This is a genomic window from Pseudomonas sp. JAI111, from assembly GCF_024809425.1.
In the GTDB taxonomy this organism is placed as follows: domain Bacteria; phylum Pseudomonadota; class Gammaproteobacteria; order Pseudomonadales; family Pseudomonadaceae; genus Aquipseudomonas.
The window spans coordinates 14,931-31,526 of the sequence record NZ_JANUCB010000009.1; the positions used below are offsets into that span (position 1 = coordinate 14,931).

At 57.9% G+C, this 16,596-nt stretch carries 14 protein-coding genes and 1 pseudogene; 10 read left to right on the forward strand and 5 right to left on the reverse strand.

The annotated features are described in order from the left end of the window. Positions 1–180: 180 nt before the first annotated feature. From HNR03_RS24040 to HNR03_RS24070, 7 genes are all read left to right on the forward strand, one after another. Complete coding sequence (locus tag HNR03_RS24040; protein WP_259156228.1) at positions 181–1,125, forward strand: chromate resistance protein; 945 nt, start codon at positions 181–183, stop codon at positions 1,123–1,125. Beyond that, positions 1,118–2,476, forward strand: coding sequence for a chromate efflux transporter (chrA, locus tag HNR03_RS24045; RefSeq protein WP_259156229.1), 1,359 nt, complete (start codon positions 1,118–1,120; stop codon positions 2,474–2,476). The genes HNR03_RS24040 and chrA overlap by 8 nt, the downstream gene beginning before the upstream one ends. A 149-nt stretch (positions 2,477–2,625) precedes the next feature. Next, the gene (locus HNR03_RS24050; RefSeq protein ID WP_259156230.1) at positions 2,626–3,477 is read left to right on the forward strand and encodes a class I SAM-dependent methyltransferase; all 852 of its coding nucleotides are present in this window, start codon (positions 2,626–2,628) and stop codon (positions 3,475–3,477) included. 105 nt (positions 3,478–3,582) lie between these two features. Next, the gene (locus HNR03_RS24055; RefSeq protein WP_259156231.1) at positions 3,583–4,029 is read left to right on the forward strand and encodes a GNAT family N-acetyltransferase; all 447 of its coding nucleotides are present in this window, start codon (positions 3,583–3,585) and stop codon (positions 4,027–4,029) included. Between the two features lie 316 nt (positions 4,030–4,345). Beyond that, positions 4,346–5,269, forward strand: coding sequence for a LysR family transcriptional regulator (locus HNR03_RS24060; RefSeq protein ID WP_259156232.1), 924 nt, complete (start codon positions 4,346–4,348; stop codon positions 5,267–5,269). 144 nt (positions 5,270–5,413) lie between these two features. Further along, entirely contained in the window at positions 5,414–6,139 is a 726-nt protein-coding gene (locus HNR03_RS24065; protein WP_259156233.1) for an alpha/beta fold hydrolase, read from the forward strand. A gap of 157 nt (positions 6,140–6,296) precedes the next feature. Further along, positions 6,297–6,800, forward strand: coding sequence for a helix-turn-helix transcriptional regulator (locus tag HNR03_RS24070; RefSeq protein ID WP_259156234.1), 504 nt, complete (start codon positions 6,297–6,299; stop codon positions 6,798–6,800). 53 nt (positions 6,801–6,853) lie between these two features. On the opposite strand, the gene HNR03_RS24075 is transcribed toward HNR03_RS24070, so the two are convergent. Continuing rightward, complete coding sequence (locus tag HNR03_RS24075; protein ID WP_259156582.1) at positions 6,854–11,908, reverse strand: trifunctional serine/threonine-protein kinase/ATP-binding protein/sensor histidine kinase; 5,055 nt, start codon at positions 11,906–11,908, stop codon at positions 6,854–6,856. Between the two features lie 353 nt (positions 11,909–12,261). Between HNR03_RS24075 and HNR03_RS24080 the strand changes: the two genes are divergently transcribed. Together HNR03_RS24080 and HNR03_RS24085 are read left to right on the forward strand one after the other, a co-directional pair. Then, positions 12,262–13,254, forward strand: a complete 993-nt coding sequence (locus tag HNR03_RS24080; RefSeq protein WP_222587485.1) for a response regulator — start codon at positions 12,262–12,264, stop codon at positions 13,252–13,254. Between the two features lie 44 nt (positions 13,255–13,298). Continuing rightward, entirely contained in the window at positions 13,299–13,664 is a 366-nt protein-coding gene (locus HNR03_RS24085) for a response regulator transcription factor (protein ID WP_259156584.1), read from the forward strand. 47 nt (positions 13,665–13,711) lie between these two features. Here HNR03_RS24085 and HNR03_RS24090 read toward each other — a convergent pair whose 3' ends face one another. The 3 genes and pseudogenes from HNR03_RS24090 to HNR03_RS24100 all read right to left on the reverse strand — a co-directional run. Continuing rightward, entirely contained in the window at positions 13,712–14,239 is a 528-nt protein-coding gene (locus HNR03_RS24090) for a DsbA family protein (RefSeq protein WP_259156235.1), read from the reverse strand. An 11-nt stretch (positions 14,240–14,250) separates the two neighbouring features. Beyond that, the gene (locus HNR03_RS24095; RefSeq protein ID WP_259156236.1) at positions 14,251–14,793 is read right to left on the reverse strand and encodes a redoxin domain-containing protein; all 543 of its coding nucleotides are present in this window, start codon (positions 14,791–14,793) and stop codon (positions 14,251–14,253) included. 80 nt (positions 14,794–14,873) lie between these two features. After that, positions 14,874–15,071, reverse strand: a pseudogene (locus tag HNR03_RS24100) (hypothetical protein); the annotation flags it as partial. A gap of 69 nt (positions 15,072–15,140) precedes the next feature. Here HNR03_RS24100 and HNR03_RS24105 point away from each other — a divergent pair. After that, positions 15,141–15,773 carry a VOC family protein gene (locus HNR03_RS24105; protein WP_259156237.1) on the forward strand — a complete coding sequence of 211 codons (633 nt, stop codon included), beginning with the start codon at positions 15,141–15,143 and terminating at the stop codon, positions 15,771–15,773. Between the two features lie 54 nt (positions 15,774–15,827). On the opposite strand, the gene HNR03_RS24110 is transcribed toward HNR03_RS24105, so the two are convergent. Further along, positions 15,828–16,526 carry an ion channel gene (locus HNR03_RS24110; protein WP_259156238.1) on the reverse strand — a complete coding sequence of 233 codons (699 nt, stop codon included), beginning with the start codon at positions 16,524–16,526 and terminating at the stop codon, positions 15,828–15,830. Between the last annotated feature and the right edge of the window lie 70 nt (positions 16,527–16,596).

Here is a 16,596-nt window from a genome sequence, read left to right on the forward strand (position 1 = left end):
GCCTTACTTGCCCCCCTCGATATCACCCCATGACAGCGCCCAGCGTAGGCGTCCAATTGTCTGGCCTCTGTCGGATCAATGTGAAAGCTTCGTGGTATCGAGTGACTAAAGGGGCAACTTTTCAATCCCCAAAATCCAGAGTAATGTAACTGTAATTACATAATTAATAGCTAACTCTACATGAAAAACTGGCTAACCCTGATTCTTGGCTTGCCCACCGCCAATGCCACCGAACGCATGCGCGCCTGGCGTGCGTTGAGAGCTGCGGGTGCGGCAGTTCTGCGTGATGGTGCCTATCTGTTGCCGGACACCAATGCCTGTCGTGAAACCCTCGCCGCTGTCGAGCGCGACATCCTGGCGATCAATGGCACCGCATTTATCCTGCCCGTCGTCGATCCTGACGGGGAGCGTTTCGTCGAGTTGTTCGACCGTAGCGATGATTACAGCAAGCTACGCGCAGAGATCGAAGAGTGCCGTGGGCAGCTCAATCCTGAAAACGCGCTGGCCATTACGAAACAGGTTCGCAAACTGCGCAAAACCTACGAGCAGTTGACCACCATCGATTACTTCCCGGGCAAACCGAAGCAGCAGATTGATGCAGTCTTGCAGGAGCTTGAGATTGCCGTCAGCAGAACCCTGTCTTCAGACGAGCCGCACAGCCACGACCAACCCATAACGGTGCTCGACCGTGACGATTATCAAGGACGTGTTTGGGCGACCCGTAAGCGTCCTTGGGTTGATCGTCTGGCCTGTTCCTGGTTAATCCGCCGCTTCATTGACCCTGGCGCTAAAATCCTCTGGCTGGACACCCCACAGGACTGCCCCGCCCATGCCGTGGGGTTCGACTTCGATGACGCGGCGTTCAGTCATGTCGGCAACCGCGTGAGCTTCGAAACGTTGCAAGCCAGTTTTGCGCTTCAAGCGCCTGGCCTGAACCGCATTGCGGCGCTGGTGCATTACCTCGATGTCGGAGGCATTCAACCGGTGGAGGCTACCGGCATCGAGCGCGTGCTCGCAGGGCTGCGTCAAACCATTCTTCATGACGATGACCTGCTGGCTGCTGCGAGCGCCATCTTCGATGGTCTGCTCGCCGTGTTTGTGAAAGAGGAACAACTCGATGAATAAGGTGGTGGCACCCATGGTTGAAGAAGAGCTGTCGAGGCCGCAAGCAGTCAGTTTGCGTGAGGCGTTCTGGTTTTGGCTGAAGCTCGGCTTTATCAGCTTCGGTGGGCCTGCGGGGCAAATTTCGATCATGCACCAGGAGTTGGTAGAGCGCCGGCGCTGGATATCCGAGCGCCGATTCCTGCATGCCCTCAACTACTGCATGTTGCTGCCCGGGCCGGAGGCTCAGCAGTTGGCAACTTACATTGGCTGGCTGATGCATCGGACCTGGGGAGGCGTGATTGCGGGGGCGCTGTTTGTCCTGCCCTCATTGTTCATCCTGATCGCACTGTCGTGGATGTATATCGCGTTCGGCGAAGTACCCGTGGTGGCCGGGCTCTTCTATGGGATCAAGCCCGCCGTGACGGCCATTGTGGTGCAGGCGGCCCATCGGATCGGCTCTCGGGCGTTGAAAAACAATTGGCTATGGGCGATAGCGGCGGCGTCATTCACCGCCATCTTCGCGTTCAATGTTCCGTTCCCGCTGATTGTGCTGGGTGCTGCATTGATCGGTTATGTCGGCGGACGCCTGGCGCCCGAGAAGTTCAGAACCGGTGGCCATAGTGCTTCAAAAAAATCCTTCGGTCCGGCCTTGATCGATGATGACACCCCCTCCCCGGAACATGCCCGGTTCAGTTGGCCAAAACTGGCACTGCTGGCCGTGATCGCCGTCGGGCTATGGGCATTACCAATGGGCCTTTTGACCGTGGTTTTTGGTTGGGAGGGCACCTTGACCCAGATGGGATGGTTCTTTACCAAGGCGGCATTGCTGACCTTTGGTGGCGCCTACGCGGTGCTCCCGTATGTCTACCAGGGTGCGGTCGGTCACTATGGCTGGCTGACCCCAACCCAGATGATCGACGGCTTGGCGCTGGGCGAAACAACACCTGGGCCACTGATCATGGTGGTGGCCTTCGTCGGTTTTGTCGGCGCCTATGTCTCGCAGGTTTTCGGGCCGGATCAGGTGTTTCTGGCCGGGGCTTTGGCTGCCTCGCTGGTGACGTGGTTTACCTTCCTGCCTTCGTTCCTGTTCATCCTCGCGGGCGGCCCGCTGGTGGAGTCGACCCACAACGAACTCAAATTCACTGCGCCACTGACCGCCATTACCGCCGCGGTGGTTGGCGTGATCCTCAACCTGGCGTGTTTCTTCGGCTATCACGTGCTTTGGCCAAAGGGCTTCAACGGCAGCCTCGACTGGCCTTCGGCGTTGATCGCAATCGCCGCCGCGATTGCCTTGTTTCGCTTCAAGCGGGGCGTCATCCCGGTGTTGACGGGCTGTGCGCTCACGGGCCTGGCCGTGCATCTGCTGCGCTAGAGCAACCACAAAGGAGTTTGTGTTCTGCATAGAGGGTGATACGCCGTTAATGTAGTATCGCCCCGCGCCGATTTTTGAATGCTGATTGGTGATTACCCTTGCATCGCGCATTGGGAATGGAGCTGTTTAAAGGCTAACAAGGATATGGAATGAGTTTGCCTATAGATTTTTCTGCTGAGCAATACCTGTATCTACACCCTGACGTTAGATTGTCAGGTATCGATCCTGCAGTTCACTACTTGACGTGGGGAGTTGGAGAAGGTCGTCCTTATAAACCGAACTCAGATCCTCTACTTCCTAAAGTAAAGGGAGAATTCCATTCGGATGGATTGAGGACCGTACACAATCACGACTTCATGAGTGATCCGCGTTATATCGCTGCGTATGACCGAGGCATGGAGGCCTCAGGCGCCGACTATCAATGGTACTGGCGTGTTCATCTAGGGCTTTGGGCAGCACGGACCGCAGCGAAACGCCAAGGTGACTTTGTCGAATGTGGTGTCAATTATGGCTTTTTAAGTTCAGCGATCATGAGAGACCTGGACTGGGACAGCACCGGCAAGATGTTCCATCTTCTGGACACTTACTCCGGCATCGACGACCGGTTTTTATCTGATGAAGAGAAAGACGGCGGTGTCTCTGGTAAAAGCCAGAAGTGGGTCGACGACGGGACGTACACATCAAACATTGACGCGGTAAGAGCAAATTTCTCGGAATGGTCAAATGTAAATATCATTCAAGGCTCCATTCCTGAAACGCTGGCTCAGATCGAATCGACACAGATTGCTTACTTGCACATCGATATGAATTGCGTGCAGCCAGAAGTGGCGGCCATTGAGTTTCTGTGGGATCGATTGGTGTCGGGGGCGGTCATTTTACTGGATGACTACGCCTACTTTGGCTATCAGCCGCAAAAGGACGGGATGGATCAATGGGCCGCAAAAAGGGATATTGCGATTGCCAGTCTGCCCACAGGACAGGGACTTTTGATAAAACCATAGCCCGCTGTCTACACGCCTGATGATGGCCGCTGCGTAGGATTTGATGTCCTTGGTAGCGGTCTTTTGAAAGCGCAGGAACGGGAGTCGCCAAGTCAGGGACGATGAATGAAACGAGTGGAGATTCAACGGATCGCGCGCCTTCCACCAGAGATCCTGACCCTTGAAAAAGAGGCGGTCGGGGAAGGCTTCAGGTTTCTCACCCGCCTGATTGCCGAATGGAAATCCGGGGCAAATCGCTTCGACGCACCGGGCGAGTGTCTGATGGCAGCGTATAGGGACCATCGCCTGATAGGCATTGGAGGCCTTTCGGTTGATCCGTACGCTCAAAACGATACGGCAAGGCTACGACGGGTATACGTTGCAGCCTCATCAAGAGGACTAAAAGTCGGACAAACGTTGGTCAATGCGCTTGTCGAATTCGCCTCTCATCGTTTTCGGATCGTACGCCTTTCTACTGATACACCTGAAGGAGACGCCTTTTATCGGCATTGCGGCTTCAACCGATCAGATGATGACCATGCCACCCATACCTTGTTTCTTGGCGACGCATGATTCAGGCGGCAAACGGCCAAATAGCGGCCAGTCAATGCTGCTTCTTGCTTCCCGTCGTCTGCGACCGCCCTACCCGCCCACCTAAAATAGAGCTTTGCTTCCGTTCTCAAGCACGTAGAAGGATGAGGTTTCCCCCCGCTTTCTTCAGCTATTGACTCCAGCAGCGGATGGATAACATCACGCAGGCGAAAGGACGCTTGATAGAGCTGGGATCAACGCAGTGGCTCAGGCCGGACAGAATAGTTGCCATCGTTGCCCCGAAAGGTCTATACGAAAGCTCCGTTCCTGGAATTATGAATAAAGAGACCAATACAGCATGAAGCCTCTGGATCTAACGCGTTTCGATCTCAACCTTCTGGTTGTACTTGAGGCGCTTTGGGCTGAAAGGCACGTTGGTCGCGCGGCCGAAAAATTGCATTTATCCCAGTCCGCAACCAGCCACGCCTTAGCGAGGCTGCGTACCGCTTTTGCTGATCAGCTTTTCATTCGCAACCCCCGCGGGATCGCGCCGACGCCGCTGGCCATAGAGTTAATGCCCAGAGTGGCGGCGGTGCTCGAGTCAGTCAGGCTCGTTGCCAGTCCCCGTGGGCCGTTCGATCCAGGGTGTCTGCAAGCGATACTCTCAGTGGCGGCCACCGATCACGCGTTATTGACCGTCATCACCCCTGTTCTGGCCAAGATCCAAGCCGCTGCGCCAGACGCCGTGCTGAGGCTCAGACCGGCCGATGTCGAATCCGCTCTGCGCATGCTGGACACTGGCGAGATCGACATCGTGCTGGGATCGGGCTCTTTTGCCCAGGTCCCACAGCGCTTTGATTGCCAGCTTGTCCATAAGGAGCGTTTCGTTGGCATCGCGTGCAATGACCACCCGGCTCTGGTCAAGCGAGGCAGGAAGCTGCACATGGAATTGGATGACTTCGCTCGCCTGCCCCACATACTGGTCTCTCCGCTCGGCGACACTCGGGGCGTTGTCGACGATGCGCTGGAGAAGCTTGGTCGGACCCGCAAGGTGAGTGTCACCTGCCCCAGCTTTCTGGCTGTTCCGTTTATGGTCGGCGCTTCGCAATCGATCGCCGTTGTTGCCGAGCGGGTCGCATTACAGCTGCAGGAGACCGCGCAGCTAAGCCTCTTTGAACTGCCCCTCGTACTCCCCACGTGGGAGGTACTGGTTATTCGAGCACAAGGACGTGCCAACGAGCCTGCCGTTGAGTGGATTACAAACATGATGATCGCCGACTAAAACATCGGCCCTGACCTGGTGCGGCCAGAGTGAGCCGCGCCCATGAATCTCGTGCATCCACACGCTGTATAAATGCCATTGGATCGAACACCTCGGTCCTCCTAGAGTTCGGTCGTCGTTTACTCAACCCGCTAGGAGTACCTGATGAAAACAGAGCCCACCTTGGTCATGATCCCTTGCTTCGCGGGCGCCCCGTGGCAGCTTGAACAGTTGACCTACTTGCAAGGCCGCCCCATGCGAACCCTTCGTTTGCCGAACGACGTATGCGAGCTGGAAACGTTGGCCGACTTCATCGCCGACCGGGTGAAGGACCTCGATAGCTATGTGCTGATTGGCGATTCGTATGGCGCGGTATCCTCAATCGCGGTTGCGACGCGGCAGCCAAAGGGTCTTAAAGGGCTGGTGCTCTCTGGTGGTTTTGCCAAGAACCCGATCACATCGCCCTTGCTCAAAACGATGGCAGCGCTTGCACCATTCTTCCCCGGGCCTTTTTACCGGCAGACAACCCTTCGGGTCCACGCTGCGCAGTTAGCTTCGTCGTTTGACAAGGAGGGAGACATCCCTTGGTCAACCGCAAAGAGTCGCGCATTCTTCGTCAAGGAGACTCCTCACAAAGCCTACGTCAACCGCCTGCGCTCAATCGAGAAAATGGACTATACGGCCATGCTGAGGAAGATCGACGTCCCCACGCTGATCCTGACTCCCGAGGAAGACAAGCTGATCGGCAAACAAGCCGCGGGCATCCTCCTGAAGGGCATCAAGGGTTCGCAGGAAGTCATCATGCCGCGCACCGGCCACATGTTCAGATTCTCGCATCCAGGCGCCTACTCTCTCGAAATCATGAAGTTTCTGAAGAGGGCATCGCTTTAAGCGAATGCACACGGGCGTGGACAATTGATACTAGCTGAACAGCACGCATGGCAGGACGCGCTGCAACGAGCGCTGCATTTCAGAACTCTTAAGGTTTGCTTAAGGACTTTAAATGTCACCAGCGGACAGACTTTCCTGAACGATCAGGAGAGCCGCCATGAATCCGCAATCGGTAAATTCAGACCATCCGCAAGCCCTTGCGCGACCGCTGGGCGCCCTGTCTGGCTGGCAAGAGCGCCGTGCCAAGGAATTGATGTTGCGTGACATAGGCAGCTGCGTGCGCATCAGCGAGGTTGCCGAACACTGCAATCTGTCCCGCAGCCATTTTTCCCGGGCGTTCAAAAAGGTGACCGGCCACTCGCCGCAAGGCTGGTTGGTGAGGATGAAAATCGAAAAAGCCAAAAGTCTGTTAAGCACCCCGATACCCATCACTGACATCGTCTATGAGTGCGGTTTCGCCGACCACTCGCATTTCACCCGCACCTTCAGCCGTCTGGAAGGGATAACACCCAAGGCCTGGCGCCGGGCCTTTGATCATGCAACGAGCCAACCTACCCAGCGACCAGTGATCGATCGGAACATACCCGACTGGAGAATTCTCGATAACCTGGTCGACGGCATCGGACAGTCGCGCTCCCGGGAGCTGCGCATCGTGAACTGATCGAGTTCCGCAAAACGAACTCCTCCCTTTTGGCCGCTTATGCGGCCTTTTTTTTATCCACTGCTGGCCGGTGCCAGTGGCAGGCTGAAGCCGATCCGGGCGCCCTCCTCGCTGTCCTCGACTACCAGCGTCCCACCATGCGCGCCGATCACCGACCTGCAAATGGCGAGGCCCATTCCCATGCCGCTGCCTTTGGTGGTGTAGAACGCATCGAAGATCTGCTCGCGCTGGTGCGCGTCAATTCCAGGCCCGTTGTCCTGGAAACAAACCACCACATGGTCGTCCTTCACCGCTGAGCCGATAATGATGCATCCATCCTGCAACCCTGCCCCAGCAATGGCCTCCAGCGCATTGGTGATCAGGTTGAATACCACCTGCTGGATCTGCACCGCATCGGCCGACACCGGACATTGCACATCCAGCCGGGTTTCCACGCGCACGTTACGGTTCGCCAGGTCGGTGGCAGTCAGGCGCACGACCTCACCGATCAAATCGTCGATCTGCACAGGCAACCGTTTCAACGGCGCTTGTTTGGCGAGGGCACGAAGTGCCTGGACAATGTCGGCGGCACGGGCGCTGTCTGAGCGGATGTCCTCCAACCCTTGAATCGCCTCGTCCAGATCGGGCTGGTCACGCTTGAGCCAGCGCAGGCTCGCCGAGGCATTGGACAAAATGCCCAGCAGTGGCTGGCTGATTTCATGGGCAATCGAAGCAGACAGTTCACCCAAAACCTTAAGGTGCGAGCTACGCGCCAGTTCTGCGCGGGAACTGCGCAAGTCCGCTTCCATCTGCGCGCGCAGTTGGTTGTCCTCGACCAACCGTGCATACAGCCTGGCAGTTTGCAGTGACACCGCGGCCTGAGAAGCGAGAATTTCCAGCATGGTCAGGCGTTCGGCGCTGAAGAGCTTGGGTACCAGGCTGTTTTCGAGATAGACCAGACCGATCAATGTGCCTTGTTTGAGCAACGGCAGGCACAACATGGAACGTGTCTGGCGCAGTTGTAGATCGGCACTGTAGGCCTCGGGACATTCGGCTCGGGCATCGTCGATTACCAGGGTCGTGCGTGTGCGCATGGTTGCATTAAGTACCGAGGCAGGCGCCATTTGTTCGAGCGGCTGTCCGGCGTCCAGAGCAACCCGCACGTTGCCGGCTTCGACCGCAGCTGTCGCCGCCAGCTGCAGTTCGGCGCCGCTGACGATCATCAGAACCCCATTGTCGGCACCGGCCTGAATCATCAGGTGATTCATCAGGGTTTCGATCAGTCGTTCTAGCAGTACTTCCTGCGAAAGTGCACGCGCCGCCTCGATCCCCACTTCAAGATCGAGACGGACCTGGGTTGCCGGCCGGGACGGTTCGAACGCCGGCTCAGCACTCAGAAACGGGTGCAAGGTCTCCAGCTGACGCGCCTTGCCCTCGGCCCCCCATTGGATATAGCAGTCACGTGCGACACGCAGGTGGTGGTTGGCACCAGAGACCAATCCGTTGGGCAAGCAGATATCGGCCAACTGTTCATGAGCCAGTGCCTGCTCATGGATGAAACCGGCCGCCGCCGCGGCGATCTGCGATTGGTCAAAGCAGCGGATGGCAACTAGCTCCTGACCACGCATACGGGCAATGCACCCCTCGATCAGCAGCAATTTGTTGCGAAAGGTGGTCGGGTTGAGTTCGACCCATGGCAGGAACCGCTGGCGTTGCCGCTCGAGCTTTTGCAGTTTTTCCGCCACCTCGCCCGGTGCTTGCGCACTGCTCAGGGCCAGGCTGTAGAACAGGTAGTAATCGGCGAGATTTATATGCGCCGGAATGGACCAGACCAGCGCGGCAGCTTCTTCGAAACGTCGCAATGCGTAAGGGATATCGCGAAAATGAAACGCCGACATACCTGAATACAACCACGACCAAAATAGTGTCGGCTGCGACACTCGGGTGCGATCGATGGAGCCGAAACGGTCATGTTCCGTGGCGTCCAGTTCAGCCAGCGGGCGGTGCGGGCGCCCATCGCGCAGATCGGTGGCGAACGCCTGTTGCGCCAGCAGAATGCGCTCGATGTCGATGTAATGAAATTGACGCACCCATTCCAGGCCATGTTCCAGTTCGTTCAACACACCTTGCAAGGGTTCGCCCATGAACAGCAGGTCCGAACCGATGTGATTGCAGGCATAACAGGACATTCCCAAGTCGCCGCCGGCCTGGCCGCATTCGAACGCCGCGAACGCCTTCTGCCTGGCGTACGCCATCGGCCTGGTCCACGGGCTGACCTGATCAAGCGCCACCAGCGTGCCTGTGCGACCGGCTTCATAGCCGTGCTTGTCGGTGAGTTCCAACGCCACTTCAGCGAAGGCTTGCCCGTCCAGATATTCGCCATAGCGTTCTGCAATCATCACGCCGAACCAGGCAAACCCGTAACCGGTGCTCGGCGTGGTGCCATGCAGTAGCGTGAGTTCGACCATTTTTGCCAGATGCAAAAAGCGTATGTCATCGTCGACGAAGAACGAGGAAATCAACGTGCTGAGCAACTCCATGGCCGTTTCGACCACCGGGTCATCAGCTTTGGGCAAATGCACCAGCTCGGCGATGCGGCGAGCGCCGACGAGCTCACGCACCAGGGTAAATGCCAGGGTCAATTGTTCCTGCGAGGGCCTGCGCTGCAGCGCAATGTCCAGCAGGTTCAGACCGTTCAGCGCCTCGGTTATTGCCCCCTCGTAATCGGAATGCAGCGTGCGCAAGGTGGCCCGTATCCGATAGGTTTTCGCAAGGTCGAGCGCCGTGGTGGCGTGGCTCAGGCAATCGTCGAGGCGCTGTTGCGCGCCAGCCAGATCAGCCAGCAGCATGTCGCACTCGGCAGCCAGCCATTGGGTAGCGAACGCCTGGGTGTAGAGGCTCGACCACCCCGTCTGGCCGAGCAGGCTTTCAGCCGTGCGCAGATAACCCACGGCCTGCTCGACAGCAGCGGTGTCCCTGGCGCGTTCGGCGGCTTCGACTAATAGCTCGACGAACGCGGCGCGGCGATTCGCATCCAGTTCATCGGCGTCAATGCGCTGGACCTGGCTGGCGACTTCGAACACACGCTCATGGATCTGCTCGCCCCACTGATCAAGCATGGCACCAGCAATACGCGCATGCTCGGCGGCGCGTCCCGCCGGTGCCGCAAGCTGACAGGCCGCCTCAAGCACGCGGTCGTGGGGAAACACCAGTTGCTCGCCCTCGCGCAGCAGAAAACCGGTATCGACCAAATGTTGCGCATCACGGGTGATCTGTTGCGGATCACCGGGCAACAGCCGATGCAGCAACAATTCATCACAGCGCCCGCCGACATAGCCGGCCGTGCGCAGCACCTCGCGTTCCATCGGTGCCAGCCGTTCGAGTCGCTGCACCATCAAGTCCGCGACGTTGTCGGCATAGCGGTAACCGTCCACTTCCTGCTGGTTCCAGACCCAGCGGCGACCCTGTACGTCGAAGCGCACGAGACGCTCATCGATCAACGCTCGCAACACCTGGCTGACGAACAGAGGGTTACCGGCCGTCTTGTAGTGCACGACGTGCGCAAGCGCCTCAATCCCCTTCGGATCAGTGTCCAGTTCAGCGGCGATCAGTTCAGCGACCGCGGGCACTGACAACGCCCCCAGCATGACGCGTGTACACGGCAACGATTGCCCACGGCCCAGCACCTCCAGCAATCCCCCCTCACGCTCAAGGGCCTGCGACTCAGCCTCGCGGTACGCCAGGATCAGCACTAAATGCCGGGGCGGCCGCGCGAGCAAGGCTCGCAAGAACGACAGGGTCGAATCATCCGCCCACTGCACGTCATCCACGAACAGCACCAGCGGCCGCCCCGGCAGAGTGAAGATTTCCAATACATCGAGCAACGTCCGGTTGGCACGATCGAGCGCATGTCGGGCCGGCATGTTCGGCAGCTCAGGCGTGCCGCCGATGACCAACTCGGCCTCGGGCGCCAGATCCACCAGGAGCCTGCCTCGGCCCTTGAGCCGTTCGACCAGTTGCTCGCCCAGCGTTTCCAGTTCCAGAGCCGGCTTGCCGAGCAGTTGGGTCATCAGCGACCTGAAGATTTCCGCCAACGGTGCGTATGGAATTTCCTGCTGCAGCAAATTGCTCTTGCCGCTAGCCCAATAGCCGGGTGCCTGCGGGCGGACGCCCTGATGGATCAGCGTCGACTTGCCGGCACCCGGCGCGCCACCGACCAACAAGACCCGGGCAATGCCATCGCTGCGCACCTGACTTATCTGCTCGATCAACTGCGTGCGTTCGGTGTCTCGACCGAACAGAACATCGCTGCGGGTCATGGAAGGCAACGCATCGAAAGCGCCCAGCCGAAACGCGTCGATGCGCTCATGCTCCAGCCACTGCTGTTGGCACCAGGCCAGATCGGCGGCCATCGATGCTGCGCTCTGATAACGGGCACCCGGGTCCTTCGCCAAACCTTTGAGCAGCACTCGGCACAGGCCTTCCGGCAGATCGGTGACATGAATCGCCGGTGATTGGGGCTGGACGGCGGCGTGCACGTGCAGCCAATGGGACGGGTCGCGGCCAGTGAGCGGCAGGCGCCCGGTCAGCGCTTGATAAAGGATCGCCGTCAGAGCGTAGGTATCGCTGCGTGCGTCAAAACTGGCAGCATCGCGGCGCACTTGCTCCGGCGCCAGATAAGGCCATTGTTCCAGGCTGGGCAGTTCATCCGCAGGCGCCTCGGCGGCATGACTGTGCAACCCCAGAAGTCTGACCGAGTCGGCGGCCTCCACCATCAGATGGTGCGGGAGCAGACTGGCATGTCGCACACCCGCTTTCTGCGCGCCAGCCATTGCGGTGGCGGCAGCCGTTGCGATGGCCAGAAAACGTTCCAGTGGCAGCCCTGTGTCACCGATCAAATCTACCAGTGGTGTCCCCGTCGCGGGATAAACCAACAAAGGTCCCTCGGCGGAGCGGATGAATGCGACTGGGGCAATCGCCCAGGCCGGATCCCGGTCCAAATGAAAATCGCGCTCCAGCCGCTGGCACGTGGCAGGCCGCTGAATCGGTGCCCGGGCGGCGAGCCAGCGTGTTCCCGATGGCCGATCATGAAGCATGAACCAGGTCAGATCGTTTTCCCGGCGCAGCATTCCCAACGTGCAACGTTCCAGCCAGGCTTCATCGTGGACGACATCAAGTCTGCAGGAACCGGATGATGTGAAAGGACTGCTGGGCATGAACAATCACCGCTAAAGATTCGTTTCGGGCGGAGCCCAAGAGTATACGCAAGGCTCTGGCCCAATGGCTGCGCTCAGGGAATCCTGTCCGTCATCAGCACCATAATGGCCGTTGAGAGCCGCCGCTGCCGATGGTATTTGCCCTCTGAAATCACGGCGCGTTATCCCTCGGGATAATTGCATTATGTGGGGCCCTCCCCTAGCGTGTACGCCTGATGAGTCGACGCTCCGCCGTCACTCTCCGCCAACGCAGTGCAGAGGAACGCATGATCCGACTCGGCCAAGCTACTATTTCCCTGGAGCGGCGCGAAGCATTTCTTGATGGACGTCTGCTGCGTGTCGGGGGCCGGGCGTTCGAAATCCTCTCGGTGCTGATGCAGGCAGATGGCCGGATTGTCAGTAAAGATGAATTGATCACACAGGTCTGGCCCGACACTGTCGTCGAGGAAAACAATCTGCAGGTGCAGATTTCCTCCCTGCGCAAGTTGCTCGGAGAAAAAGAACTCATCCAGACGGTTCCGCGCCGAGGTTACCGAATATTGAAAGAACGTGAACCGCCCCTGCCCCTGTTCCACCCGGTAGCACCGGTCTCCTTGGCGTCCGAGGATCAGAAATCGATCGATCCTGGCAGCGTGCCGGTGTTCATCGTGGATGATGACGCGTCCGTGCGCACAGCACTCAGCCGACTATTACGGGCCGAAGGCATTGCGCACCGGATATTCGCCTCGGCCGAAGAATTTCTCAATGCTGACCTCGAGATCGGTCCCGCGTGCCTGCTGCTGGACGTCACCCTGCCCGAGGCGACTGGCCTGGAACTGCAATCGGTACTCGGACAACGCGGACATCCGTGGCCGGTGATTTTCATGACCGGGTTCGGCACCATCCCTATGTCGGTACAGGCCATGAAAGCGGGAGCGGTCGAGTTTCTGACCAAGCCTTTCAACGACGACCAGTTGCTGGACACGCTGCGCACCACCCGTCAGCGGGCAGCGGTGGCGTTCGAGCAATGGCAGCGCCTTCAGGGCGCCCGTCAAAAGGCCGCCCTGTTGACCCCCCGTGAGCGCGAAGTGCTGCCGCTGGTTGTCGCGGGTCTGTCCAACAAACTCATCGCCAACCGGCTGGGCACCAGTGAAGTCACCGCCAAGGTCCACCGCAAACATATTATGGAGAAGATGCAGACGCGCTCGCTGGTGAGTCTGGTCAACCTGTATGGCTTGATCAGCGCAGAGCCTGCGTTTGGCACGCAGGGACCTTCATGACTACTGACAACGCCTGCGCCGTGCCCGGATCGTCCGGTAGCGCCATGATCATCGTCTGTATCGTGGACGACGATGCATCTGTGCGCAAAAGCCTGGCCAACCTGCTCCGGTCGGCCGGATACCGCTCTCGGGTATTCGCCTCGGGGGAGGAATTCCTGGCCCTCGACAACTTCGATGACATCGCGTGTGTGCTGTTGGATCTGAAAATGACCGGACTGTCAGGGATAGGCGTCATGCACGCGCTGACAACCCGGGGTAGAAAATTGCCGGTGATTTGCATGTCCGCACACTGGGACGAAGCGACACTGGCCGAATCCGGCCGCTATGCGCCCATCGAATGCTTACGTAAACCCTTCAGCGGAGAAGATTTGCTGAGTGCTGTCGAGTCGGCGCTTCAATGGGAGCGGTGACTACGATTTGGGTGATGCCAAGTCGATATCGCACTCCAGCGATTTCGTCAACTTACTAACGAAAGCTCAATCATCTGAATCATCTCGGAGAGCTCTGGAACCCCGTCATAACGAAGTCCGTCAATGTAAAACGCGGGGGTGCCATTCACGCCGCTGCGTACGCCGCCATTAAAATCGGATTTTATTTTGGGTACGTAGGTACCGTCTTGCATAGCAAGGTAGAGTTCTTCGTCGGAGAGGCCGTGTTTTAGAGCGATGGCCCGAAACAGCGGCAGGCCCAATCGCTCCTGATTTTCATACAATTCGTCGTGAGCCTCCCAGAAGAATCCTCGACTCCCGGCATACTCAGCGGTGACAGCTGCACCCATCGCATGTGGGTGAGCGGTGGTCAGTGGAAAGTTACGGAACACGAACTGCAGGTCATCGCGAAAATGCTGCTGTAGCTTTTTGACGACCCAATACGCTAAACCGCAATAGGGGCATTCATAGTCGCCAAATTCCACCAGCGTGACCTTGGCATGCGCACTTCCCTGACGATGGTCGTTTTCACTTACCGGGACTTTGAGAGTGGCCATGTGATCACCTGTTAATTTTTGGCTGGCGTTCTTTGTGGCGAATTCGCCAGAGCATCCAGCGCATCCAGAATGCCGTCCGCCCCAGGATTGATAGCCATCGGTGAGACGTAGCTCCAGGCGACCACCCCTTCCTTGTCAATCACGAACAGCGCCCGCTTACAAACCCCCAGGTGGGAGTCGTACGCTCCATACTGTCGCGCCACAGCCCCTTTGGGCTCGAAATCGGCCAGCAGGCTGAAGTGAAAATTCCGATCTTTGGCAAAGGCCTGATGACACCAGGCGCTGTCAACCGAGATACCCAGTAGCGTCGCACCGTATTCTCTGAATGTGGGTAGCAACTGGTTGTACAAAGTCAGTTGGTCGCCACAAACCGAACTCCAGTCAGCGGGATAAAACGAAAGTATCACGGGATTTCCCTTTAGCTCGCGCAGCGACAACTGTTGATCAGGGGTCGCATACAGCGAGAAGTCGGGCGCGACAGTGCCGGCTGGCAGCGGCCCCTGAGCCAGGTCGTCATTCGTTTCTTTTGTATGATCCAATTCTGAAGTGTTCATTGCTTGAGCCCTGATAGATGGGTGGTTAGGGTCTGCTCAGCGGGGGATACGACTGCCCGGCGGGATTACTCCATCCACCGTCAGGAATATATAAATGGCGACGATGCCTCGATCTCGGCCTGAGCCTGAGTGTTTTCGGCTGCGAGACGTTCATGTTCCGGATCAAGAAGCACGAGGAAGTCCGCCGTGCTTTCGCGGTATTGGATTGAGGCCAGGTGGGTAGCGCAACGGCTGGATTCGCTCTGACGCTGCAATGACTATAGTCGTTGTTGGCGCTTTCCGAGCATCATTTGGGCGCCGTCGATCTGTACCTTGCTCGATAACGTACTGGCGTGATGGGAGCCCTTATGCAGACTTCGCTGGATCATTTAGTCATCGTGGCGCCTACGTTGGAGGCGGGTGACCGCTTCGTGAGTCAGCGACTGGGTGTGGAACTTCAACCAGGCGGTTGCCATCCGCTGATGGGAACCCACAACAAACTGCTTCGGCTAGGCACACATGTCTATCTGGAAGTGATCGCTATCAACCCAGCAGCCCTGCCGGTGAATCGGCCTCGGTGGTTTGGCCTGGACGAGCTGCCAGCCAACGTATCTCCTCGGCTGGCCCATTGGGTCGCTAAAACCGACACCTTGCAAACGCTTGGCCCGATGCTCACAGAGGTCGTCGGACAGGCGCAGCCGATGAGCCGAGGCGAACTGCGTTGGGAGATTACTGTTTTAGCGGACGGCAGACTGCCTTTGGAGGGGGCCGCGCCCAGCCTGATTCATTGGGGACAGCCGGTGCACCCTGCGACGATGCTTGAAGATAAAGGCTGCTCACTGCGGATGCTCGATATCTTTCATCCGGCGCCAGAGAGGATCAGCCACCTGCTGGAGGCCATGAATTTTTCCGGGCCAGTTCGACTTCACAGGTGCGAAAGCATTGAGGCGTCACGCCTGGTTTCCTCTATCGAAACTCCAAGTGGCCTGAGGAACTTATAAGGCAACTATCGCGCCGCCATCCAGATGCACAGAAGTGGTACAGCCCATCGACAGTCACTTCGTCTGATACGACGGATAAAGACCGGCTAGCCGCGCAATCACAACACCGACATAAAAGACGCCTGAAAATTCTTCGATCATCACAACTGAACGAGCGTGATTGGTCAGCGGGAGAACATCACCGTAACCGGTGGTCGTCAGCGTTGTGAGGCTGAAATAGATCAGCCTGAAGAAAGTGCCGGGTTGTACAAAGTCGAGCCGACCAGGGCCGAATGAGCCAGGACTGGATACTTCGACCATGGCATAGACGAAGGACCAAACGAAGGCCAGCAGGATGTAACCCGCTAGCGCACCATGCAGCTTGTCCGTCGTAATGGGCCCGCGCTGGAGAATATAGCGAAGTACTCCGCTAAATGAGACGGCAAGAGACGTCGCATAAGCTAATCCCGCAAGGTCAAGCATGGCGATGCTTCCAGCCCACAACGCCGCCCATTGAAGGCCAACTGCAAGCAACGCCAGAGCTGTTTTGAGGATGAACCCCATTCGAGTCTGCCTGGTGGCAAAAGCGCCTACGAGCAGCACGATTGAAAACAAAATGCCAAGCAACGTGCGAGCAAATATGCCTTCTTCAAGAAAGGGGAACAGCAGAATCAATCCCAGCAAGAGCAACAATAGATAGGTGCAGGGCCCGTGCCCTATGACCATCTGAGCTAAATCCGCTTCGGATTCGGCTTTATCTTGCGGATTTTCCATACCGGTATCCCAGAGACTGAAATAACGCTCGAGATCTGATGCAGCGCGGTTGATATCAGACCGGGCCTTA